The organism is Acidovorax sp. 35-64-16 (assembly GCF_002281195.1).
GTDB lineage: Bacteria > Pseudomonadota > Gammaproteobacteria > Burkholderiales > Burkholderiaceae_C > Acidovorax > Acidovorax defluvii.
This window is the reverse complement of record NZ_NCFM01000013.1, coordinates 38999-60313: the sequence shown is the minus strand read 5'-3', so window position 1 is coordinate 60313 and position 21315 is coordinate 38999. Positions and strand designations below refer to the sequence as shown.

Sequence of the window (21315 nt, the reverse complement as noted above, 5' to 3'; positions counted from 1 at the left end):
TACGCCACATGGCTTTGCCCGGCACAAAGATAAGCGCCTGTCCAGAACCCCTTGTCCAGCACCCCCACAGGAGCACCCATGGCCCGAACCCCCACCCCGCGCAGCGCGGCCACCCGATCGCCCGTTGCCAAACCGTCTTCCACCCAGGCCGACAGCCACCGCGGCAACGCAGGCGAGTTGCAGCAGCAAGCCAAGGGCACCCACCCGGTGCTGACCACGCAGCTGGGCATCCCGGTCGCCGACAACCAGAACTCGCTGCGCTCTGCGCCCCGCGGCCCCACGCTGCTCGAAGACTTCATCCTGCGCGAGAAGATCACGCACTTTGACCACGAACGCATCCCCGAGCGCATCGTGCATGCGCGCGGCTCGGCGGCGCACGGCTTTTTTGAGCTGACGCATTCGCTCAAGCAATACACCACCGCCAAGGTGCTGACCGAAGTGGGCGTGCAAACGCCCGTGTTCACGCGCTTTTCCACCGTGGCCGGTGGCGCGGGCTCGGTGGACACGCCGCGTGACGTGCGTGGCTTTGCCGTGAAGTTCTACACGCCCGAAGGCAACTGGGACCTGGTGGGCAACAACATCCCCGTGTTCTTTATTCAGGACGCGATGAAGTTCCCCGACCTGGTGCACGCCGTGAAGATGGAGCCCGACCGGGGCTTTCCGCAAGCCGCCAGCGCACACGACACGTTCTGGGATTTCGTCTCGCTGATGCCCGAAACCCTGCACACGGTGATGTGGGCCATGAGCGATCGCACCCTGCCGCGCAGCCTGCGCATGATGGAAGGCTTTGGCGTGCACAGCTTTCGCCTGCTGAACGCGGCGGGCGAAAGCACGTTTGTGAAGTTCCACTGGCGCCCCAAGCTGGGCATCCAGTCCACCGTGTGGGACGAGGCCGTCAAGCTGCAATCGGCCGACAACGACTTTCACCGGCGCGACCTGTTCGAGTCCATCGAGGCGGGCGACTTCCCAGAGTGGGAGCTGTCGGTGCAGCTCTTTACCGATGAGGATGCGCAAGACTTCCCGTTCGACCACCTCGACCCCACCAAGCTCATCCCCGAAGAGCTGATCCCGCTGCAGCCGGTTGGCCGCATGGTGCTCAACCGCTGGCCCGACAACTTTTTTGCCGAGACCGAGCAGGTGGCCTTTTGCCCCGCCAACGTGCCCCCAGGCATCGATTTCAGCAACGACCCGCTGCTGCAGGGCCGGCTGTTCTCGTACCTGGACACGCAGCTTTCGCGCCTGGGCGGGCCCAACTTTGCGCAGATCCCCATCAACGCCCCCAAGTGCCCTTTCCATAACAACCAGCGCGATGGCCACATGCAGATGCAGGTGCCCAAGGGCCGCGTGAACTACGAGCCCAGCAGCCTGCAGGCCGACAGCCCGCGCGCATCGCAGGCCCAGGGCTTTCGTCACTTTGCCCAGGCCGATGATGGTGTGAAAGGCCGCGTGCGCGCCGAGAGTTTTGCCGACCATTACAGCCAGGCGCGCATGTTTTACCGCAGCCAGAGCCCGCTGGAGCAGGCGCACATGGCATCGGCCACGGTGTTCGAGCTGTCCAAGGTGGGCACGCCCCATGTGCGGGAGGCCGTGGTGGGCCACCTGCAGCATGTGGATGCCGAACTGGCCCAGCGCGTGGCCGACGGCCTGGGCATGCAGGCCCTGCCGCCTGCGCCGCCGACGGTGGAGCCCGTGCAAGACCTGCCGCTGTCGCCCGCGCTGCGCATCATCGACCGCATGAAACCCACGCTGCAGGGGCGCTGCGTCGGCATCCTGGTGGCCGATGGGTCCAACGGCACCTCGGTGGCCAACCTTCGCAAGGCGCTGGAAAAGGCCGGCGCCACGGTGAAGATCGTGGCGCCCAAGGTGGGCGGTGCGGTGCTGAAAGACGGCACCCTGCTGCCCGCCGACGGCCAGCTCGCTGGAACGCCTTCCGTGGTTTTTGACGCCGTGGCCTCCATCCTGTCGCCCGACATGGGCGCCGTGCTGGCCAAGGAGGCCGCGGCCGTGGACTGGTTCCGCGATGCCTTTGGTCACCTCAAGGCCATTGCCGCCTGCAAGGGCACACAGGCCATCCTGCAGGCCGGTGGCATCGAGCCCGATGCGGGCGTGCTGGACCCGGCCGATGTGCAAGGTTTCATCGCCGCCGCCCAGACCCGCCAATGGGACCGCGAGCCCAAGTTGCGCACGCTGGCGTAAGCAAGCTGCAACCGTTCAACACCTCACCACAGCAACCCAAGGAGATCCCATGTCCAAAGCACGCTATGACAGCCAGCAACTCAACGATCTGGTCATCCAGATGATGGAAACCGAGCTCGGTGGCGAGCAGGTGTACCGCACCGCCATCGCCTGCGCCATCAACCCCGACCTGAAAAAAGAGTGGGAAGAGTATCTGGAGGAGACGCTGACCCACCAGAAGGTGGTACGCGGTTTGTGCGACACGCTGGGCTTGAGCCCCGACACGCAAACGCCCACACGCCAGGTGGTCAAGCACATTGGCGAATCGTTGGTGAAGGCCATGCAGATGGCCCAGAAGGGCGCAGACCCGGCGGCGGCCCAGCTGGTGGCTGCCGAATGCGTGGTGCACGCCGAAACCAAAGACCACGCCAACTGGGAGCTGCTGGGCAAGGTGGCTGAAGCGGCCACCGGCGACCTGGGCAAAGCCCTGAAAGCCGCGCACGAGGCGGTCGAAAAGCAGGAAGACCACCACCTCTACCACACCAAGGGCTGGAGCCGCGAGCTGGCGATCGAGGCGCTGGGCATGCCCGCCGTGCTGCCGCCGCCAGAAGAAGTGAAAAAGGTGGAAACCGCCATTGGCGCATCGCGCGCCGAGCAGCAGCGCGAGGCCATGCTGTAACGCCAGGGCACATGTCCGCTGTTGTGCACGCCGGTATGACCGCTGCCATGGCGGCGGGCATACGCTATAACAATAATAGCTGCTAGCGCTTATCCATCAAGCGCCAGAAGCTATTTTTACGTGAATTTTCGAACCTCGGGCTGCCCCCCGCCCTGGCAGGCTTACTGCGGCACAAACCCGCTGGTCTTGATGATGCGGCGCCAGGCTTCGGTGTAGGCGTGCTCACGCGTGGCCAGTTGCTGCGGTGTCATGAAGCCTACGGTGAGGCCCATGGCGGTGAGGTGGTGGCGCACCTCGGGCTCGGCCACCACCTTGGCCAGCGCCACCGAGAACTGGGTGATGAATTTTTGCGAGGTGCCGGCCGGGGCATAGAAGCCGTAATACGGCAGGTCTTCAAACCCCTTGAGGCCCAGCTCGTCGAACGTGGGCACCTGGGGCATGGCCGCCTGGCGTTTGGTGCCCAGCACCGCCACCACGCGCAGCTTGCCGGCCTTGTGGTTTTCCATGAAGTCTTGCACCGAGCCCACGCCCGCACTGATTTGATTGCCCAGCATGTCGGCCATCATGGGCGCAGCGCCTCGGTAGGGGGCCGACACCAGATCAAGCTGGAATTTTTCACCCACTACCTTCACCAGAAACTCGGGGGTGGATGCAGGCGCCGGAATGCCCACGGCGCCCTTGCCACCGCCCTGCGTGCGCACCCACTGCACATAGTCGCCAAAGCCCGTGGCCGGGGTGCCGCCCGACACGGCAAAGGCATTCACAAAGGTGGCAAAGCCGCCCACGGGCACAAAGTCGTGGTCGGGCTGGTAGCCGGGGTTCTTCACCACCAGCGGCAAGATGGAGATGGTGTGGTCGTGTGTGAGAAACACCGTGGTGCCGTCGGGCGGCGATGCCTTGAGCACCTGTGCGGCAATCTGCCCACCGGCACCGGGCCGGTTTTCGACCACCACCGCCACGCCCAGCGCGTCCTTGAGGCGCTCGGACAGCGTGCGCGCAATGGCGTCGGTACCACCGCCGGGCGGAAAACCCACCAGGATGCGCAGGGGTTTGGGCTGGGCCATGGCGGCAGACACGGCCAGGCCGGCTGCCAGAACGGCCATGCCGCGCAAGGCGCGCGAAACAACGGTGCGGCGCAAAGACATATCCAACTCCTCAAAGGAACAACCGGGTGGGGAACACAGGAACAAGGCAGAAAGAACGCGGCCACCAGACCACTCATCGGCATATCGGCATATCGGCGTATCGGGTGGCGGTGTGGCCAACGGCAGCACGAGCTGCGTTGCGCCGCACGGTCCGCACGCATCAGGGATACCCAATGCTACCAAAAACAGAGCTGCTAGCGCAATGCCATCAAGCGCCAGAGCCCTATTTCACATATAACCGCGTCACACCGCCAGCCGTGCCTGATGGCGTGCAATCTGCGCACGCACCTGCGCGGGCGCCGTGCCGCCCAGCGTGTTGCGCGCGTTGAGCGAGCCGCGCAGGCTAAGGCACTCGTACACGTCTTTTTCGATCTGCGGGTGAAAGCCCTGCAGCACGGCCAGGGGCAGCTCCGACAGGTCACACGCATGCGTGGTGGCGGCTTTCACGGCATGGGCCACGGTTTCGTGCGCGTCACGGAAGGGCAGGCCCTTCTTGACCAGGTAGTCGGCCAGGTCGGTGGCGGTGGCGTAGCCGCGCAGTGCCGCCTGCTCCATGGCGGGCGCGTTGACGGTGATGCCGCCTTCTTTTTTGCCCGTGGCGGGGTTGATCTGGCCGCCCACCATTTCGGCAAAGATGCGCAGCGTGTCTTTGAGCGTGTCCACGGTGTCAAACAGCGGCTCTTTGTCTTCCTGGTTGTCCTTGTTGTAGGCCAGGGGCTGGCCCTTCATCAGGGTGATCAGGCCCATGAGGTGGCCGACCACGCGGCCGGTCTTGCCGCGCGCGAGTTCGGGCACGTCGGGGTTCTTCTTCTGCGGCATGATCGACGAGCCCGTGGTGAAGCGGTCGGCGATCTTGATGAAACCGAAGTTCTGGCTCATCCAGATGATGAGTTCTTCAGACAGACGGCTGACGTGCACCATGCACAGGCTGGCGGCGGCGGTGAACTCGATGGCGAAGTCGCGGTCGCTCACGGCGTCCAGGCTGTTCTGGCACACCACGGGGTGGCCGCTGGCGTCCACCATGCCCAGCGTTTTTGCCACGCGCTCGCGGTCCAGCGGGTAGGTGGTGCCGGCCAGCGCTGCTGACCCGAGCGGCAGCACGTTGGTGCGGCGGCGTACGTCGGCCATGCGGTCGGCGTCGCGGGCAAACATTTCCACATAGGCCAGCATGTGGTGACCAAAACTCACGGGCTGGGCCACCTGCAGGTGGGTGAAGCCGGGCAGGATCACCTCGACGTTTTGCGCCGCCACATCGACCAGCGCCACCTGCAGTTCCTTGAGCAGGTCGCCAATCAAATCAATTTCGCCGCGCAGCCACAGGCGCACGTCGGTGGCCACCTGGTCGTTGCGGCTGCGGCCGGTGTGCAGGCGCTTGCCGGCGTCGCCCACCAGCTGGGTCAGGCGGGCTTCGATGTTCAGGTGCACGTCTTCCAGGTCGAGCTTCCACTCGAAGGCGCCCGATTCGATCTCGGCCGTGATCTGCGCCATGCCGCGCTGGATGGAGGCGTGGTCGGAGGCAGAGATGATGCCCTGCGCAGCCAGCATGTCGGCGTGCGCCAGGCTGCCCGCAATGTCGGCCTGCCACAGGCGCTTGTCAAAAAACACGCTGGAGGTGTAGCGCTTGACCAGGTCGCTCATGGGCTCGGAAAACAGTGCGGACCATGCCTGCGCCTTGGTGTCGAGCTGGTTGTGGGAGGGGGTCGTGGCTTGGCTGGTGGGCATGGCAGGGCAATAATCGGGTGGAACTGACACCCGGAACACCCGGATGCCTCAATGCAAAACAAGCAAATTTTATCGACCCAGCCCCTGGAGCTGGAAACGGCGCCCGCAAGGCCCCGCCCACGCGCTCCCGTGCAGCGGGCGCTGGTGTTCGATGCCTGCCATGTGGGCGTGGTGCTGCGCGCCGTGCTGTTTGTGGAAATTGTGCTCGGCGTGGGTGCCCTGTATGGCGCCAGCACCCCGCTGGAATGGCTGGCGCGTGTGTCGCTGCTCACCGGCGGCGCCCTGCCCGCCACGCTGGTCTGGCTGATTGCCGCCTGCAGCCTCAAGACCCTGCTGCAGCGCCTCAGAACCAATGGCCAGTTTGCGGCGGGTGTGGTGCTGGGCGCCCTTGCCGGTTTGTATGCCTGCGCCATGCTGAGCCTGGTGGGCGTGGCCGAGCAGCCGCCCTGGCTGGCCAGCGCGGCCAGCGGCGCGCTGCTGTCGGCGGCGCTGGTGGCGGCCCTGGTGATGCGCGCACGCGGGCGCACCCCGGCAGCCACCACGGCGCGCCTGACCGAATTGCAGTCCCGCATCCGCCCGCACTTTCTGTTCAACACGCTCAACAGCGCCATTGCCCTGGTGCGCGAAGAGCCGGCCAAGGCCGAGTCGCTGCTCGAAGACCTGAGTGACCTGTTTCGCCATGCGCTGGTGGAGCAAGGCGAAGCCGTCACGCTGGCCGAAGAGATCACGCTGGCGCGCCGCTACCTGGCCATTGAAGAAGTGCGCTTTGGCAAGCGCCTGCAGGTGCAGTGGAGCCTGGACCCGCGCACCGACAACGCCCGCCTGCCCCCGCTGCTGCTGCAGCCGCTGGTGGAAAACGCCGTCAAGCACGGCGTGGAGCCCAGTGCCCGTGGCGGCAAGCTGCGCGTGCTGACCGAGCTGCGCGGCAGCCGCGTGGTGGTGCGCATCACCAACACCCTGCCCTCCAAGGAAGGCAAAAACGGCCAGGGCGATGAGCCGGCTACCAAGGGCCACGGCATTGCGCTGGCCAACGTGCGTGCCCGGCTGGCGCTGCTGCATGATGTGCAGGGCGAGTTCAGCGCGGGTGTGCAGGATGGCCTGTACCAGGTGCGCATCACCCTGCCGGCCCCCGCCACGCCCAGGCCCGCCGCCCCTGCGCACGCATCCCGAACCCCGGCCCGCGCCGCTCCAGCCCATGAACATCCTCATCGTTGACGACGAAACCCTGGCCCGCAGCCGACTGCGCACCTTGCTGGGCGATTGCCAGGACACCGTGCGCACCACGGTGGCCGAAGCCGCCAACACGGGCGAGGCCCTGGCGCAGCTCACCCCCACGGGCGGGCGGGCCTTCGACCTGCTGCTGCTGGACATCCACATGCCCGGCCAGGACGGCCTGTGCCTGGCCCACGCCGTGCAGGCCCTGCCCCACCCGCCCGCCGTGGTGTTTGTGACCGCCCATGCCGACCATGCCGTGAGCGCCTTTGAACTCGACGCCGTGGACTACCTCACCAAGCCCGTGCGGCGCGAGCGCCTGTTGCAGGCCCTGACCAAGGCCCAGCGCAGCCACCGCCAGGGCGCACCCATCGGCCCCACCGGCACCCACCATGCCAACGGTGCGGCCGACGGCGAAACCCTGGTCATCCAGGACCGCGGCCGCACCGAGCGCCTGCCCCTGGCCGAGGTGCTGTATTTCAAGGCCGAGCAGAAGTACGTGACCGTGCGCACCGCCACGCGCAGCTACATCATGGACGGCTCGCTCAGCGAGCTGGAAACCAAGTTCGCCCCGCGCTTTTTGCGCATCCACCGCAACGCCCTGGTGGCACGCCGCGCCGTGCGCGCGCTCGAAAAACATTACGACCCCGAGGAAGGCGAAGGCTGGGCAGTGCGCCTGCAGGGGCTGACCGAGCTGCTGATGGTGTCGCGCCGCCAGGTGGCGGCAGTGCGCGAGGAGTTGGCGGGATAGGAAGCCCCCCCTGAGTCGCTGCGCGCCTTCCCCCCAGGGGAACGCCGCCCGTGCGGCGGGGCGGCCCTTGCACGGCGGCTACAGGTTGGGCCGCATCCATTTCATAGGTTGCCTCAATCCGTTGGCCTCATACGGATTTGCCTTGAACCGGATACATGGGCGGGGAGCTTCAGGCAGTGCTGCGGCACGACAAGGCGACCCAACGACGTCATGCGGTGGAAGGCAAACCCGTATCAGTGGACATGCGCCGCGCCGCTCACCAGCATCACAAGGCCCATGCCCACCAGGAGCCAGACGATCTGGGCCATGGTCTCGCGCGCCGAGAGGCGCTTTTGCAGTTGCGGAATCAGATCGGCCAGGGCCACATAGACAAAGCTGCTGGAGGCCACGGCCAGAAAGTACGGAAGCCAGTCGTGCAGCTGCCCCACCAGAAAATACCCCACCAGCCCACCCAGCGCCGTCACGGCCCCGGCCAGCGAGACCTTGACCAGCGCCATGCGCCGGTTCGGGCTGGTCTGGCGCAGCACCACCAGGTCGCCCATGTGGTGAGGCACCTCGTGGGCCAGCACGGAAAACGCGGCAATCACACCCAGCCGCATATCGGCCATGAAGGCCGAGGCAATCAAAATGCCGTCGCCAAAGCAATGCACGCTGTCGCCGGTCAACACGGCCCAGCCACCGGCCTTGGGGCCATGGTGGTGAGAGTGGGCATGGTCATGGTCATGGTCATGGGCGGCATGGTCGTGGTCGTGTCCATGTGTGTGTCCATGTGGATGTGCGCGCCCCTGCTGCACTTGCGCAGCGTGGTCATGCCCGGTCGCGCCGTGCCCGGCGGCGGATGGCAGCCCGTGGCTGTGTTCGTGGCTGTGTTCGTGGCCGTGGTGCCAGAGCTCGGCCTTGTCGAGCAAAAAGAAAAACACCAGGCCCACCAGCAGCGTGGCAAACAGGTCGTGGGCATCGACATGACTTTCAAACGCCTCGGGCAACAGGTGCATGAAGGCGGTGGCCAGCAGGGCGCCTGCCGCCAGGCTGAGCAGGCGCTGCGGCCCCACACTGGCGCCGCCCCCCTTGAGCCCCACCCCCATCAGCAGCGCTGCCAGCCAGACGCTGCCGATACCCGCAGCCAGGGTGGCCAGAATGATTGCTATTAAAGTCATAGCTATATGCGCTTGTTAGATATGCCTTAGCGGCATGTTTTAATAAAAATTCGGTGCACACGGCCCCAAAAAACGAAGCCGCCCCCGCGGTGGCCGGGGCGGCTTTTGCGTGGGGTGCGGCCGTTTCAGACCACGCCGTGCGCCTTGAACCAGGCCAGGGCGCGTTTCCAGCCGTCTTCAGCCGCTTCCTTGCGGTAGCTGGCGCGGTAGTCGGCATGAAAGGCGTGCGGCGCGTCAGGGTACACCACGAACTGTGACGCCTTGGCTGCGGCCGTGCCCTGGCCCAGGGCAGTTTTCATCTTATCAATCGTGTCAAGAGGGATGCCGGTGTCTTTTTCGCCATACAGGCCCAGCACGGGCGCCTTGAGGATGGGCGCCAACTCCACAGGGTGTTTGGGCGTCAGGTTGCTCGCCTGCCCCACCAGGCGGCCATACCAGGCCACGCCCGCCTTGACCGGGCCGTGCGCGGCATAAAGCCAGGTGATGCGGCCGCCCCAGCAAAAGCCCGTGATGCCCACGCGGGCCGGGTCGCCGCCATGGGCTGCGGCCCACTGCACGGCACCATCGAGGTCGGCCATCACCTGCGCGTCGGGCACCTTGGAAACCACCTCGGCCATGAGCTTGGCCATCTCGCCATACATCGCCGGGTCGCCCTGGCGCGCATACAGTTCGGGCGCAATGGCCAGATAGCCAGCCTTGGCAAAGCGCCGGCAGGTGTCGGCAATGTATTCGTGCACGCCAAAGATTTCCTGGATGACCAGCACCACCGGCAGGCCGGTCTTGCCCGCAGGCGCCGCGCGGTAGGCGGGCACCTGGAAGCCGCCCACGGTGAAGCTGACCTCGCCCGCATCCAGCCCGTCGGCCGGGGTGGCAATGGCCGTTTGCGCCATCAGCGGCGCCGCCGCTGCCGCGTAACCCAGGCCCATGGCCACCTGCAAGGCGGTGCGCCGGGTGGCACCCGCCTCGGTGGCGCGACCGGGGAGCAAGGCGTTGACATCGGATCGGGCATCGTCATGCAGCATGGCGCATCTCCTGTAAATGCAAGGGTTGAAGAAAATCGAGGCAGCAGCCCAAAGGCTGGCGGACTTGGAAAGCATCAACTGCCCACGGGCCTGAGCGGCGGCCCAAGGGGCACCGTCTTGTGGCCCCGTGGCCGACTGGAGGCTTGGGGCTGGGGCTGCCAATCCGGCAAAAACTGACCGGGCCAATTTTCACTGATCGGCGCTCCCCGTGCGACAGCCCCTGCGGCAACTCAGGCATCTGCCCCTTGCATTGGCATGGCCGGGCACGCTCTGCGTGCAAGGGGGGCATTGCCCGGCACACAATCGCAAATCCGTCTATTGTCCAAAGCCACGCAGATTTCAGGCGCTACACCATGCACATCCTTCTCACCGGCTCCACCGGCTTCATTGGCAATACCCTGCAAACGGCACTGCAACGCGCGGGCCACACCGTGCACGGCGGTGTTTCGCCGCGCAGCCGCACGCTGCTGCCCGGCCAGGTGCCCATGGACTTTGCCCATGACACCACGGCCGCCGCCTGGCTGCCGCGCCTGGCGGGCATCGACGCCGTGGTCAACGCCGTGGGCGTGCTGCGCGACACGCGCGCGCGCCCCATCGACGCCGTGCACCGCGACACCCCCATCGCCCTGTTCGACGCCTGCGCCCAGGCTGGCGTGCAGCGCGTGGTGCACATATCGGCGCTGGGCATTGACGGCAGCAACACGCGCTATGCCCAGACCAAACGGGCCGCCGAGGCGCACCTGCAAACGCTGGCAACCCAGGCAAAGCTGCGCCCGGCCATCCTGCGCCCCAGCGTGGTGTATGGCAAAGGCGGCGACAGCAGCGCGCTGTTCATGAACCTGGCGCGCCTGCCCTTGGCGCTGTTCCCCGGGCCCATGCTCACAGCGCGTGTGCAGCCGGTGTCGGTACACGACCTGGCCGCTGCCGTGGTGGCATTGCTGGGCCCGGCGCTGGAGCACACCGGCACCATCGACTGCACCGGCCCCGAGGCGCTGACCATGGGCGCCTTCATCGCCAGCCTGCGCCAGCAACTGGGCCACAGCCCCGCCACCGTGCTGCGCCTGCCGCAGCCCCTGACCACCTTGAGCGCGCGCCTGGGCGACGCCGTGCCCCAATCGCCCTGGTGCAGCGAAACCCTGGCCATGCTGGGCAGCGACAACGTGGGCAACCCGGCCGTCTTTGAGCAATTGCTGGGCAGAAAAGGCGTGCACTACAGCCAGCTGGTGGCCACGGCCTGGCGCTGAGTTTTTAGGAAAAATTGGCCTCAAACGCTTGTCATATAAGCGCCATAAGCTATTAATACAATAGCAACTAAAACACCCCCAGCACCAGCCCCGCCGCCAGTGCCTCGCCCAGCGCCCGGCAGCGCTCAAGGTCTTCATCGCCAATCTGTTTGGGCGCCAGGATGGCCTCGGGCGTCTGCGCGTGGGTGCACACGATCAGCGGCTCGGCCACGGGCTTGAGGCGCCAGCCAGTGGCGATGCGTGCAATCTGCCGCGCCGCGTTGCTGCCGTCACTGCCCGCGCACACCAGGCTGGCATACGGGCGGCCGTTGACCTGGTCGAGCACCCCGTAATAGCTGCGGTCAAAAAAGTCTTTCAACTGCCCGCTCATGGCCGCCAGGTTTTCGGGTGTAGCAAACACATAGCCATCTGCCGCCAGCACATCGTGCGGCCCGGCCTGCGCGGCGTGCAGCAGGCGCACCGCGCAGGCCGCCTCTCCCGCCGCCCCGGCGCGCGCCGCCTCGGCCATCTGCCGCGTGCCACCCGTGAGCGAGTGGTAAACGATCAGCAGCGTTTTGGCAGAGCTCATGAGGAGATCAAAGAGCCATCGATGGCCGGCCCGCCATGGCCGCGCGCCAGCGCAGCAGGTGCGGGTGCTGCTCGCCCGGCTTTTGTTTGACCACACGCGCAAAGTCCACCGCCACCACCGCCGTGATGTCGGCCACGCTGAAGCGGTCGGCGGCAATACAGTCGCGGCCCGCCAGGCGCTCGTTCAGCAGGGTAAAAAACTGCGCCACCCGCGCCAGCCCGCGCTCGGCCAGCGCCGGGATTTGCGGGTAATCCACCGCGCCCGGCAGCGCCCGGTTGGCCATGGCCGGCGCGCTGTTGCGCAGCGCCTCGGCAATCGCCAGCAGGCCTTCAAACTCCATGCGCCAGTTCCAGCTGGCGATTTCGGCTTTTTCCTCGGGGGTTTCGCCCAGCAGCGGCGGGCTGGGGTAGCGCGCTTCCAGGTAGGCAGCAATGGCCGCGTTGTCGGTCAGCAGCAAACCCTCTTGCGTGCGCAAGGCGGGCACCGTGCACTGCGGGTTGATGCGCCGATAGGCCTCGCCCAGTTGCTCGCCACTGCGCAGGTCCACCTGCACGGTGTCGTGGGCAAGGCCCTTTTCGGCCAGAAAAATGCGGGCGCGGCGCGGGCTGGGCGCCGTGGCGCAGTCATACAAAGTGATCATTGCAAAGTCCTTGGCGGCGAGAAAGGGTCAGGAGGCAGGGTTCAGCTTGTCCTGCGTGCGGGTGTCAAAGTCACTCGCGTCATGCCTTTCGTGCAACTGGCTGGCCGGTTCGCCCCAGGTGCGGTTGACCTTGCGGCCGCGCTGCACCGCAGGGCGCTTGGCAATCTGGTCGGCCCAGCGCACCACATGGGTGTATTCATGCACCTGCAAAAATTCACCCGCTTCATAAAGCTGGCCCTTGGCCAGGGCGCCGTACCAGGGCCAGGCTGCCATGTCGGCCACCGTGTAGCCGTTGCCCGCCAGATACTCGTGCGCGGCCAGGCGCTGGTTGAGCACGTCCATCTGGCGCTTGACCTCCATGGCATACCGGTTGATCGGGTACTCATACTTCTCGGGCGCATAGGCATAAAAATGCCCAAACCCGCCGCCCAGAAACGGCGCGCTGCCCATCTGCCAGAACAGCCACGACAGGCACTCGGCCCGCTGGGCAGGATCGGTGGGCACAAAGGCGCCAAATTTTTCCGCCAGGTACAACAGGATGGCGCCGGACTCGAACACGCGCACCGGCTCGGCCCCACTGCGGTCCATCAGCGCCGGAATCTTCGAATTGGGGTTGACGGCGACAAAGCCGCTGCTGAACTGCGCGCCCTCCTGAATGGGAATCAGCCAGGCGTCGTATTCGGCGCCACTGTGGCCCAGCGCCAGCAGCTCTTCCAGCATGACCGTGACCTTGACGCCATTGGGCGTGGCCAGCGAATACAGCTGCAGCGGGTGCTTACCCACGGGCAGGTCTTTATCGTGCGTGGCGCCAGCCACCGGGCGGTTGATGCTGGCGAACTTGCCGCCGCTCTCTTTGTTCCATTGCCAGATGGCGGGTGGGGTGTAGGGGGATGAATCTGTCATGTGGGGGGCTCCTTCAGGCAAATCGGATAACCAAGGGCTGCGTGGCCTCTTGCCGAATGAGTGTACTGATGCGTTTTGCGTTCTGCTTTGCCTGAAACCCTTACGCAGCAAGGCATGCCTCGAAAACCGTTGAAGCGCAGCAACGGCAATCGGCTCAGCGGTGAATGGCAGAGAACGACCCAAAGCCGACGGTCCGCATCGATCTCCAATGCAGTCTGTTATGCACAACCGAGTGCTCCTACAGCCAGAACCTGCGCTGTGAGTGCCCTGATTGCACCGCCTCGCAAGCTATAGTTCCCCCAGTACAAGCCTGCCGGGCTTCATGGAATTCTTATACCTGGGTGTTTGCACAGCAAGACTGTTGCAAATGTCGGCTGTAAGCCACTTTCAGGAGTAAGCCGTGTCCCAAATATCCCGCATCTCCCAGCTTATCCCGCAGGTTCTGCGGGATACATTAAATTAGCCATCCTCAGGAGCCACATGCTGTCATTTGCCACCGAGTTCCCTGTCGAAGCAACTCGAACATCTGTAGATTTCCTTGCCGCTGTTCGAGAGTGGCTGCTGGGTTCACCGCATACCGCATTTGAAGCGTCAGACTTGTCCGAAATAGAGGCCAAGGATGAGTTCTCAGCGAAGAAGTCGAACGAACTAATTGAGACGCTCAAATACCAAGCGACGGGCAGCGATATGGCTGCCATCCGGTACACGAAGTTGGATCGTGGCCTCGAATGGGTATCGACTATCGTTTTTTCGCGTGGCCAGCCAAGCTGGATCGGAATTCGCACATCCTGTGAGTCTCAACACCCTGCCGCGAAACTTCCGATCGCAAAGAAGCCAGTTTTTGTGCAAACGTTTTTGACACGCCTTGGCGGTGGAGCGGATGGAGAGATCAAGGTACAGGCGATTCCGCTACGCCTTACCAACTCGGATATCCCATTGGCCGCTCGCTGCGTGTCTGGCCGAGCTGGTTGCCGTCTTCCGCTTGTTTACGTCAGCGCAAGGTTCCAAGGCGGCCACCTAGTGAACGTTGATTCTCTGGCAGAGGCGCTTGCTGGCATGGCCCATGTGGTGGTAGAGCCAAACCGCCCCTTCTCCGTGCGGCTAATGAGTGAGGTCAACTCGCAAAACGTGTACGGTGGCGCAATCGGTGTGTACTGGCCCGAAGGTGGTGGTAGGCGCTCCTTCTTTCTACATCACGAGTCCGAATCACCGTCTGAGATGGAGCGTGCAGTTGTTGAAGAAGTTCGCAGTGCTTTAGTGAATCGCCGCCCACTAGCCCGAGTCACTTGGTCAGCGGTGCAAGAGCTCATTTCTCGTCGTACTTTTGCTGCTTTGCGTGACCAAGGGTCAACAGAAGTGCAAAGATACGTTGACGAGTTCGACAAAGAACTGAAATCCAAACAAGAGGAGCTTGAGGACGCTGAACGCGAAATCGCACGCCTCGAGGCAGAAGTAAGAAAGTACCAGGCTCAAAGCCCCATGCAATCCGGCTTGTTTCTCCAGACCGCACCAGAGCAAGATTTGTATGCTGGCGAACTTCTTGGGGTAGTGGGAGATGCCATCGCCGATGCAGTGACTCGCGTCACTGAAGACAGTCGGCGTCAACACATTCTCAAAAGCATCGTTGCCGCCAATCCGCCAACTGGTGAAGCTGAGGCAATGCGGAATCGTCTGAAATCACTTCTCCGCGACTTCAGGAGTATGGAAGCGAAGGTGCGAAGCGCTCTGCAAGATATGGGCTTCGAAATCTCTGAGGAGGGAAAGCACTACAAAATTGTCTTTCAGGGCGATGAACGCTACACATTCACAATGCCCAAGAGTGGAAGCGATCATCGCGGGGGCCTGAATCTTGCTGGCGACATTTCGCGCTTGTTGCTCTGATGGCTAACTGGCGTGCTACGCGCTCCGGCGCCGTTTAACCTGGACGTTGAGCGCCCGCTTTCTCTAACTGTCACCGTCTGGTATTGGCCGATAGCTGCCACCCATTCAACTCTTCTGCAAACTTGAGCACCTGTTCGTTCTGCCTGCGATACATCGGATTTTGAGACGCCTCAGCGCTGACCGCATCCACCAGTCCGGCATCACCCCGACCATCACACCACCCTCGCCGCCGCCACCCCCAGCACAAACGGCAGCCGCAGCCACAAAGCCATGTCCGCTGCCACCTTGGCGGTCAACAAGGATTCGCCGCGCCCTCACGACCATTCCCCCAGCTCCAGCAAGCAGCACCCAAGCTGCGCCCACGCAAAATTCGGCTGAAACGCGCTATTGACGCTGCCCAGCGTGAATGGCGATCTCCTCAAATCCATCGCCATCCCGCAACACGAACACCGCATCCATGCCCCGCTCTTGTGCCAACCGGACTCCGGCCTCCTCACCGAGCACCAGCAGTGCGGTTGCCCATCCGTCGGCGAGCATGCAGGTGGGTGCCACTACCGTGACTGCCGCGAGCCGGTTGTTCAAGGGCCGCCCGAGGGAAGGGCTCATGGTGTGGGCAAAGTATTGGCCCGCCACTTCAATCCAGTGGCGGTAGTCGCCCGAGGTTGCAATGGCCGCATCGGTGAGTTCCATCACGCCCATGGCCTCACGCACGCCCCGAAGGGGCTTCTCAATCGCTATGGCCCACGGTCGCTGGTCTGGTTTCAGGCCACGCGCACGCATTTCACCGTCAATTCCCACAAGATAACTGGCGATTCCCCAGCCATCCAGGCAATGGGCCAACTGGTCCACGCCAAAGCCTTTGGCGATGCCTGAAAGATCGAGCGTGATGGCAGCCCGTTTGCGAACCCGGTGATTGCCGGGGTCGATATCCAGCGCTTCTATTGCAGAGCGATGGGGCTGGCCTTTGAGCGCCTTGATCTGCTGCGCATCGGGTTGCTGCTGGCCGGGGCCAAAACCCCAGGCGTTGACCACGGCCCCCACACCAATATCAAACGCTCCCAGGGACTGCTGCCCCAACTGCAGCGATGCCTGCAGCACGCTCATCAGCTCGGGGGGCATGGTGAGCCATTGCTGCACCGGAGCGGCGTTGAGGCGGCTCAGGTCCGAGTCGGGCTTCCAGGTGGACATTTGTCGATCCACCGCGTCCACTGCGGCAAACAACTGGGCATGGATTGCAGCCGCATCGAGACCCGGCGGCGCAAAAAAAACGGCGCTGTACCGCGTGCCCATGGTTTCGCCGTTCAGGCTGTAGCGCTGCGCCGGCGTGCCAGAGGAGTTCTGCACCTCAGAAAACATCTTCACGGTAACGTCCCTGCGCCTTGAGCGTCTGTGTATCCAGGTGAATGGGGGCCAGCACTTGGTCCAGTGCCTGCAGGGTACTTTTTGCCATGCCACGGCTGCCGCAGACCAGAATTTGCCCGCCATTGGCCATCAGCTGACGCAGTTGCTCCGCATCATCGATGACGCGATCCTGTACGTACTCGCCGTCCTTGACCCGCGAAAAGGCCGCATGCAACTGTGTCAGCCGGCCATCTGCCAAATAACGGCTCAGCTCGGGCTCATAGAGAAAATCGGAAGCAGGGTCGCGCCCGCCCCAATACAGGTACATGGGATGTTTGCCCGTGTTGTTGCGAATGAACCCCGCCAACGGCCCGATCCCTGTGCCGGCGCCGATGAGAATGACAGGCGCCTCTCCAGACACTGGGCGAAAATCCGGATGGAGTTGGATAAAGGCGTCCATCCGCTCCCCCACTTTCAGGCCGTGAAGAAATTGGGAGCACAAGCCTTCGGGAAGCTTTCGCACGCAAATCTCCAAAACACCGTCGCGCGACCCGCTGGCGAGCGAATAGAAACGGGGTATTGCACTGCCCGGGGGCACCACCCCAGCCAGATCGCCCACCTCGAAATGCGGCAAGCGCCCGCCCCCCAGCAGACGCTGCCAGCGGCCCCCCAACCCTGGCCGCGCCACGGGGGCAAAGCGCAAGATGCTGGTGGGTGCATTCACCTGCTCACCGTAGTCAACCCGCTCGACCAATTCAAAAGCATCCGTTCGCGGGGGCTTGGGCGTGTGCTGCAGCGCCAGCTCCTGGCCGATCAGCTGACTGACGGCCTGGCCCCAGCGGACAAACGCCTGGGTCGACTGCCTGTCCACCGTTTCCAGCGCCAGCATGCGGCGCCAGCCCTGGGCCAGCAAAGCGGCTTGCACGTCTTTTGCAAACTGACAAAACCGCGGGAACTGCTGGTCCCCAAAACCCAGCACGGCAAAGCCCAAACCGGGCGGGGCCTTCACCTTGCCCAACCGCGCGAGAAACTGGCTGGCTGAGCTGGGTGCATCGCCGTCGCCATAAGTCGCCGTCAGGATGAACAGGCGTTCGGCACGGCGGTACTGTGCCGCCAGTTGGTTCATGGGCGCCGTGTGCACCTGCAAACCCGCCTGCGTCAAGGCGTTGTGCAGCGCATTGGCAAAGCCCCAGGTGCTGTTGTTTTCGCTGCCAACCAAAATAATGGTGTCGGCCGATTGCGCCGCGCTGTTGCCAACCATGCGCGGCATGGACTGGCGCCGCTCCCACCAGGTCAGCGCGCCTGTCGCGCCCAAGACCGGCACACCCAGCGCACAAATCCCCAGCAACAAACCAAGCCACCACAAGCCCTCGCCGGTGTGCAATTGGTAGACCTGCTCGTAGATGCGGCGCGCCACACCATGGGCCTGATAGGACAACAGCGCGCCAGTTGCCTGATCGACATACGCATCGCCCTGGTTCGTCCGCAGCGAATAGACGTCCGAAGGGTCGCTCGGGTGGGGGTACACCAGCTCGCGCAAGTCATTCAGATCGGTTGCCAGCAAGGCCGCCAACGCCGTAACCGGCTGTGCGGGGCCGCCCGCCTGCCTGGACGGAAACTGCGGCTCGCTTTGCATGCCATCTGGCACCAGTGCAAACGTTGCCGCCGACATATAAATGCCCGTCAACGCAGACAACAGCAGTGCCGGCAGCACCCAACGCCCCACCTGCGCGTGCCAGCGCTGGTTCAAGCCTCCGCGCAGCGGCTGCGCAATCTGCCGCCAGCCTCCAACGCGCCAGACCAGCAGCACCACGCCAGAAACACACAAGAAAAGCATCGCCAGGGCCACCACACCCACCACCGCCCGGCCAGGCGTGTCAAAAAGCAAAGAGCGGTGCAGGTCTTTCACCCAGCGCGAAAACCCCGAAGGCGCATGGGGGGCAATGCCTTGGCCGCTGACAGGGTCGACACGGTCAGCGCCCGGCTGGTCATTGCGGGTGTAATAAACAATGATCGAGCCCGAGGGCGTGCGCTCAATTTGCTCGACATCGGGGTAATGCTGCGCCACCCGGCCCGCCAGCGCTGCCACGCTGATCTGACCGTCTGCGGGTACCGTGGCCTGGAGCCGCTCCAGCGCCGGGTCCAACGACAAAGCCACCCCACTGAGCGACAGCACCGTCAGAAACAAGGCGGCGATCAGACCCGCGAGTGAGTGAAGCTTGCGCACCATCGTACGAACCCTTGCTTAACGCGCCGTCACATGCCGTAGGTGAATGACTGGACATAGCCGCGCCCTGCGGCGGGTTTACCGGCGCCCTGGGTGGTCAGGGGCACGCGCACGTCGGCCGCGTTGTCGCGCCCATCTTCCACCGCGCTGTCGATGCGAATTTCATGGCCGGAGTCAATCAGCACATCGGCCAGTTCCACGGTGACTTTGAGCGTTTTTCCACTGCCCACGCTGGCACCACTGACACCATCAAACTCTGCCGCCTTCAAGCCACTGCCACGGGCCCAGTCACGCAGATGTTTGTAGTACTTTGATTTTTTTCCGGACACCCAGAGCGTTTTTTTGTACAGACCGTTCGTATCGGTCACGTAGATCGCCAGATATGCTCCGTCGCCACCGTAGTTTTTGAGCTGGGTGGTCAAGGTCACCGGACGCGCCTGCGCCAGGTTGGGCAGCGTCATCACGCCGGCAAGGCAAAGCAAAGCAGCAAGTTTTTTCATAATGATTCTTTCGGTAAATTGTCAGGACTGCGCACGCCGCGCGCCCACCGTGGTCTGAAAGTGAAGAAGAAAGCCAGCGCGCGTTTCAAATGCCAACGGGCGCCATCCGGCACACGGGCCCTCGCTCGGCAGGGGCGTCATTTGGCTTTCTGTGCTGGATCAAGATAGTCCGCCGCTTCAGCGTCGTCACTGAACTCGATTTCGAGTTTTTTGATGCGCAGTGACTGGGGCGAATACTTGCCTTTGAATCGGTTTCCCCGGGCATCGATACCGCGAACCTCATAGCAACCATCGTCCACCTTGATGCGTTGCACCGTGCCGCCGCGCTGCTCGATCTGCTGGCGCAGCCGCTCACGCGGCTGCCAGTCGGCCACCGGGTCTGCACAATCGTTTGCAGCCCATGCTGCACCGCCCATGAGTATGCCGGCCAGCGCGGTGTTGACGAGAACCAAAGCTTTCATGATTTCTCTCCTCTGTGAACAGACAAGAGAACTCTAACGACGCAGCCTTAACACTTGATGAACTGGACCGCCGCCAGTGATTTGCCTGTTTTCGTTAGCGACGCGTTGCAGCTACCGCCGCGCCAAAGCTGCCTGCGCCCATTTCTGCGCAGACAAGAAGTTGTCCGCGAATTGCAACAGCAGCGTGTGAGTTGACCCAGCCCCACTGGAGAACTGTGGCAGCATGGCGGCCGGGTTTTCAGGCTCTTCTTCTCCAAGGTGCGATTTTTTGCAAAAAAATGCTTTGCGGTCTCTGGCGCTGCTGCTTTTGCTGCTGACGTTGGTGGTCGTCGCCGAAATCGGCCTCACCCATCGAAACGCTTATGAAGCGACCCAAGCCCATGAGCGCGACCGGGTGCAGCACGACCTGGCAGACATGCGGCTCACGGTCAGTGGCTATCTGGAAAAATTGACGCGCGATGCACAGTTGATGTCCCGCTCGACCGTGCTGGGCCTGTATTTGAGCGACCCCACACCTGAAAACACAACCCATGCCGAAAAAGCGCTGCAAACCCTGTCCATGCTGCGCGGGGACTATGACCAGACACGCTACATCGACCAGAACGGGCAGGAAAAGATTCGGGTCGACAGAGAAAACGGCCAATCCGTCTTGCACAGGCAGGGTTTGCAAAACAAGTCGGACCGCGGCTATGTGCAGACGGGGCTTCAGCTTGGCGCAGGCCAGGTTTTGGTGTCAGAACTGGACCTGAACGTCGAGCAGGGAGTAATTGAAGAACCCCACCGGCCAACCCTGCGTGCCGTGGCCCCGGTTTTCCTCGATGGCAGCCGCAGGGGGCTGATGGTGCTGAACATCGCTGCTGATGAACTGCTCGCCAGCCTGCGCGTCAACCTGCCCGCTGGCAGCGATCTGGTGATGCTCAATGCCACCGGCGGCTGGATCACCGGAGGGGGTGCACTGGACTGGCAGTTCATGCTGGATCCGTCGGCACGACTGAGCGCGCAGGACCCGGCCTTGTGGGCATCCATTGAAGGCCAGCACAGCGGAAGCTTCGAGCGCCTGGGCGAGTGCTATCACTACGAGTGGTTCCAGACGACCGGTGATGGTGTGCAGGCGCCCAAGTGGCTTTTGGCACAACGGCGTGCCAACGAGCCCTGCGCTGCTGCCGCCGCCGAAGCCACCCAGATAGCCGCCAAAAGAATTGCCATCACACTGCTCATCGCCCTTCCCCTGGCAGTGCTGTAGCACCAATCACGCGTCAAAAGTCGGCGCTTTCAGCAAGCCCTGCAAGACCAGCAGGCCGAGTTGAGCATGATCGCCCAGGAGGCAGGCCATGGAATGATCATGGTGGACCGCCAGTGCCATGTGCTTTGGATGAACCGGGAGGCCGAGCGGTTGCTGGGCTGGAGCGAAGCCGAGCTGGTGGGTAAAAATCTGCATGAAACCATCCACCTCACACCTGAGGGACAACCGGTTCACGCGGGGCTGTGCCCCACGCTGAACGCCCTTGAAACCGGCGAACGCCATGGCACAGACCGCGATTCGATGGTGGGTCGAAATGGCCAGCGATTGGTGTTCAGCACCCGCGTCACCCCGTTCGGCCCCGCAGAAAACCGCAAGGCCGTTGTCGCCTTTGCGGATGTCAGCACCCATGTGGCACTGCAACAAGAATTGGCCGTCCAGGCGTAA

At 63.8% G+C, this 21315-nt stretch carries 19 protein-coding genes; 8 read left to right on the top strand and 11 right to left on the bottom strand.

The genetic code is table 11. The features are described 5' to 3' along the window. Positions 1-78: 78 nt before the first annotated feature. Together B7Y64_RS10575 and B7Y64_RS10570 are read left to right on the top strand one after the other, a co-directional pair. Positions 79-2196, top strand: a complete 2118-nt coding sequence (locus B7Y64_RS10575) for a catalase (RefSeq protein WP_291326908.1) — start codon at positions 79-81, stop codon at positions 2194-2196. Between the two features lie 49 nt (positions 2197-2245). Next, positions 2246-2854, top strand: coding sequence for a hypothetical protein (locus tag B7Y64_RS10570; protein WP_024814367.1), 609 nt, complete (start codon positions 2246-2248; stop codon positions 2852-2854). Positions 2855-3015: 161 nt separating this feature from the next. On the opposite strand, the gene B7Y64_RS10565 is transcribed toward B7Y64_RS10570, so the two are convergent. Then, positions 3016-3999, bottom strand: coding sequence for a Bug family tripartite tricarboxylate transporter substrate binding protein (locus B7Y64_RS10565; protein WP_024814366.1), 984 nt, complete (start codon positions 3997-3999; stop codon positions 3016-3018). 243 nt (positions 4000-4242) lie between these two features. After that, positions 4243-5721: an argininosuccinate lyase gene (gene argH, locus B7Y64_RS10560; protein WP_291326910.1), complete on the bottom strand. Its 1479-nt coding sequence runs from the start codon at positions 5719-5721 to the stop codon at positions 4243-4245. A gap of 51 nt (positions 5722-5772) precedes the next feature. Between argH and B7Y64_RS10555 the strand changes: the two genes are divergently transcribed. Both B7Y64_RS10555 and B7Y64_RS10550 read left to right on the top strand, forming a co-directional pair. Then, positions 5773-6936 (top strand): histidine kinase, encoded by a 1164-nt coding sequence (locus B7Y64_RS10555; RefSeq protein ID WP_291328825.1) that lies wholly within the window; start codon positions 5773-5775, stop codon positions 6934-6936. After that, positions 6917-7684: a LytTR family DNA-binding domain-containing protein gene (locus B7Y64_RS10550; protein ID WP_291328823.1), complete on the top strand. Its 768-nt coding sequence runs from the start codon at positions 6917-6919 to the stop codon at positions 7682-7684. Before B7Y64_RS10555 ends, B7Y64_RS10550 begins: the two co-directional genes overlap by 20 nt. A gap of 233 nt (positions 7685-7917) precedes the next feature. Here the strand turns inward: B7Y64_RS10550 and B7Y64_RS10545 are convergent, their stop codons facing one another. Then, positions 7918-8841 (bottom strand): ZIP family metal transporter, encoded by a 924-nt coding sequence (locus B7Y64_RS10545; RefSeq protein WP_291328821.1) that lies wholly within the window; start codon positions 8839-8841, stop codon positions 7918-7920. Positions 8842-8966: 125 nt separating this feature from the next. Beyond that, a complete protein-coding gene (locus B7Y64_RS10540) occupies positions 8967-9863 on the bottom strand; it encodes a dienelactone hydrolase family protein (RefSeq protein WP_024814361.1) in 897 nt (298 codons plus the stop codon). 353 nt (positions 9864-10216) lie between these two features. Between B7Y64_RS10540 and B7Y64_RS10535 the strand changes: the two genes are divergently transcribed. Then, the gene (locus B7Y64_RS10535) at positions 10217-11107 is read left to right on the top strand and encodes an NAD-dependent epimerase/dehydratase family protein (RefSeq protein WP_291327064.1); all 891 of its coding nucleotides are present in this window, start codon (positions 10217-10219) and stop codon (positions 11105-11107) included. A gap of 67 nt (positions 11108-11174) precedes the next feature. Here B7Y64_RS10535 and B7Y64_RS10530 read toward each other — a convergent pair whose 3' ends face one another. From B7Y64_RS10530 to yghU, 3 genes are read right to left on the bottom strand one after another with little or no spacing between them, the layout of a single operon-like run. Further along, positions 11175-11675: an NAD(P)H-dependent oxidoreductase gene (locus tag B7Y64_RS10530; RefSeq protein ID WP_291327066.1), complete on the bottom strand. Its 501-nt coding sequence runs from the start codon at positions 11673-11675 to the stop codon at positions 11175-11177. A gap of 7 nt (positions 11676-11682) precedes the next feature. Further along, complete coding sequence (locus B7Y64_RS10525) at positions 11683-12315, bottom strand: glutathione S-transferase (protein WP_291327068.1); 633 nt, start codon at positions 12313-12315, stop codon at positions 11683-11685. 27 nt (positions 12316-12342) lie between these two features. Next, complete coding sequence (yghU, locus tag B7Y64_RS10520; protein WP_291327070.1) at positions 12343-13218, bottom strand: glutathione-dependent disulfide-bond oxidoreductase; 876 nt, start codon at positions 13216-13218, stop codon at positions 12343-12345. A gap of 480 nt (positions 13219-13698) precedes the next feature. Between yghU and B7Y64_RS10515 the strand changes: the two genes are divergently transcribed. After that, positions 13699-15099 (top strand): OmpH family outer membrane protein, encoded by a 1401-nt coding sequence (locus B7Y64_RS10515; RefSeq protein WP_291327072.1) that lies wholly within the window; start codon positions 13699-13701, stop codon positions 15097-15099. Between the two features lie 384 nt (positions 15100-15483). Here the strand turns inward: B7Y64_RS10515 and B7Y64_RS10510 are convergent, their stop codons facing one another. From B7Y64_RS10510 to B7Y64_RS10495, 4 genes are all read right to left on the bottom strand, one after another. Continuing rightward, on the bottom strand, positions 15484-16455 hold the full coding sequence (locus B7Y64_RS10510; RefSeq protein WP_291327074.1) for an FAD:protein FMN transferase: 972 nt from the start codon (positions 16453-16455) through the stop codon (positions 15484-15486). After that, entirely contained in the window at positions 16445-18670 is a 2226-nt protein-coding gene (locus tag B7Y64_RS10505; RefSeq protein ID WP_291328819.1) for a PepSY domain-containing protein, read from the bottom strand. Before B7Y64_RS10505 ends, B7Y64_RS10510 begins: the two co-directional genes overlap by 11 nt. A 26-nt stretch (positions 18671-18696) precedes the next feature. Continuing rightward, complete coding sequence (locus tag B7Y64_RS10500; protein WP_024814346.1) at positions 18697-19167, bottom strand: DUF2271 domain-containing protein; 471 nt, start codon at positions 19165-19167, stop codon at positions 18697-18699. Positions 19168-19304: 137 nt separating this feature from the next. Beyond that, complete coding sequence (locus B7Y64_RS10495) at positions 19305-19628, bottom strand: PepSY domain-containing protein (protein WP_291326410.1); 324 nt, start codon at positions 19626-19628, stop codon at positions 19305-19307. Between the two features lie 268 nt (positions 19629-19896). Between B7Y64_RS10495 and B7Y64_RS10490 the strand changes: the two genes are divergently transcribed. Continuing rightward, positions 19897-20871 (top strand): hypothetical protein, encoded by a 975-nt coding sequence (locus B7Y64_RS10490; protein ID WP_291326408.1) that lies wholly within the window; start codon positions 19897-19899, stop codon positions 20869-20871. 39 nt (positions 20872-20910) lie between these two features. Further along, a complete protein-coding gene (locus B7Y64_RS10485; protein ID WP_291328831.1) occupies positions 20911-21315 on the top strand; it encodes a PAS domain S-box protein in 405 nt (134 codons plus the stop codon).

What these genes read in the sequence shown, in the direction of transcription:
- B7Y64_RS10530 (WP_291327066.1), bottom strand. Translation starts at nt 11,675, where the DNA reads ATGAGCTCTGCCAAAACGCTGCTGATCGTTTACCACTCGCTCACGGGT.
- yghU (WP_291327070.1), bottom strand. Translation starts at nt 13,218, where the DNA reads ATGACAGATTCATCCCCCTACACCCCACCCGCCATCTGGCAATGGAAC.
- B7Y64_RS10570 (WP_024814367.1), top strand. Translation starts at nt 2,246, where the DNA reads ATGTCCAAAGCACGCTATGACAGCCAGCAACTCAACGATCTGGTCATC.
- B7Y64_RS10510 (WP_291327074.1), bottom strand. Translation starts at nt 16,455, where the DNA reads ATGTTTTCTGAGGTGCAGAACTCCTCTGGCACGCCGGCGCAGCGCTAC.
- B7Y64_RS10550 (WP_291328823.1), top strand. Translation starts at nt 6,917, where the DNA reads ATGAACATCCTCATCGTTGACGACGAAACCCTGGCCCGCAGCCGACTG.
- B7Y64_RS10500 (WP_024814346.1), bottom strand. Translation starts at nt 19,167, where the DNA reads ATGAAAAAACTTGCTGCTTTGCTTTGCCTTGCCGGCGTGATGACGCTG.
- argH (WP_291326910.1), bottom strand. Translation starts at nt 5,721, where the DNA reads ATGCCCACCAGCCAAGCCACGACCCCCTCCCACAACCAGCTCGACACC.
- B7Y64_RS10495 (WP_291326410.1), bottom strand. Translation starts at nt 19,628, where the DNA reads ATGAAAGCTTTGGTTCTCGTCAACACCGCGCTGGCCGGCATACTCATG.
- B7Y64_RS10535 (WP_291327064.1), top strand. Translation starts at nt 10,217, where the DNA reads ATGCACATCCTTCTCACCGGCTCCACCGGCTTCATTGGCAATACCCTG.
- B7Y64_RS10565 (WP_024814366.1), bottom strand. Translation starts at nt 3,999, where the DNA reads ATGTCTTTGCGCCGCACCGTTGTTTCGCGCGCCTTGCGCGGCATGGCC.
- B7Y64_RS10505 (WP_291328819.1), bottom strand. Translation starts at nt 18,670, where the DNA reads ATGGTGCGCAAGCTTCACTCACTCGCGGGTCTGATCGCCGCCTTGTTT.
- B7Y64_RS10555 (WP_291328825.1), top strand. Translation starts at nt 5,773, where the DNA reads ATGCAAAACAAGCAAATTTTATCGACCCAGCCCCTGGAGCTGGAAACG.
- B7Y64_RS10525 (WP_291327068.1), bottom strand. Translation starts at nt 12,315, where the DNA reads ATGATCACTTTGTATGACTGCGCCACGGCGCCCAGCCCGCGCCGCGCC.
- B7Y64_RS10545 (WP_291328821.1), bottom strand. Translation starts at nt 8,841, where the DNA reads ATGACTTTAATAGCAATCATTCTGGCCACCCTGGCTGCGGGTATCGGC.
- B7Y64_RS10515 (WP_291327072.1), top strand. Translation starts at nt 13,699, where the DNA reads ATGCTGTCATTTGCCACCGAGTTCCCTGTCGAAGCAACTCGAACATCT.
- B7Y64_RS10540 (WP_024814361.1), bottom strand. Translation starts at nt 9,863, where the DNA reads ATGCTGCATGACGATGCCCGATCCGATGTCAACGCCTTGCTCCCCGGT.
- B7Y64_RS10575 (WP_291326908.1), top strand. Translation starts at nt 79, where the DNA reads ATGGCCCGAACCCCCACCCCGCGCAGCGCGGCCACCCGATCGCCCGTT.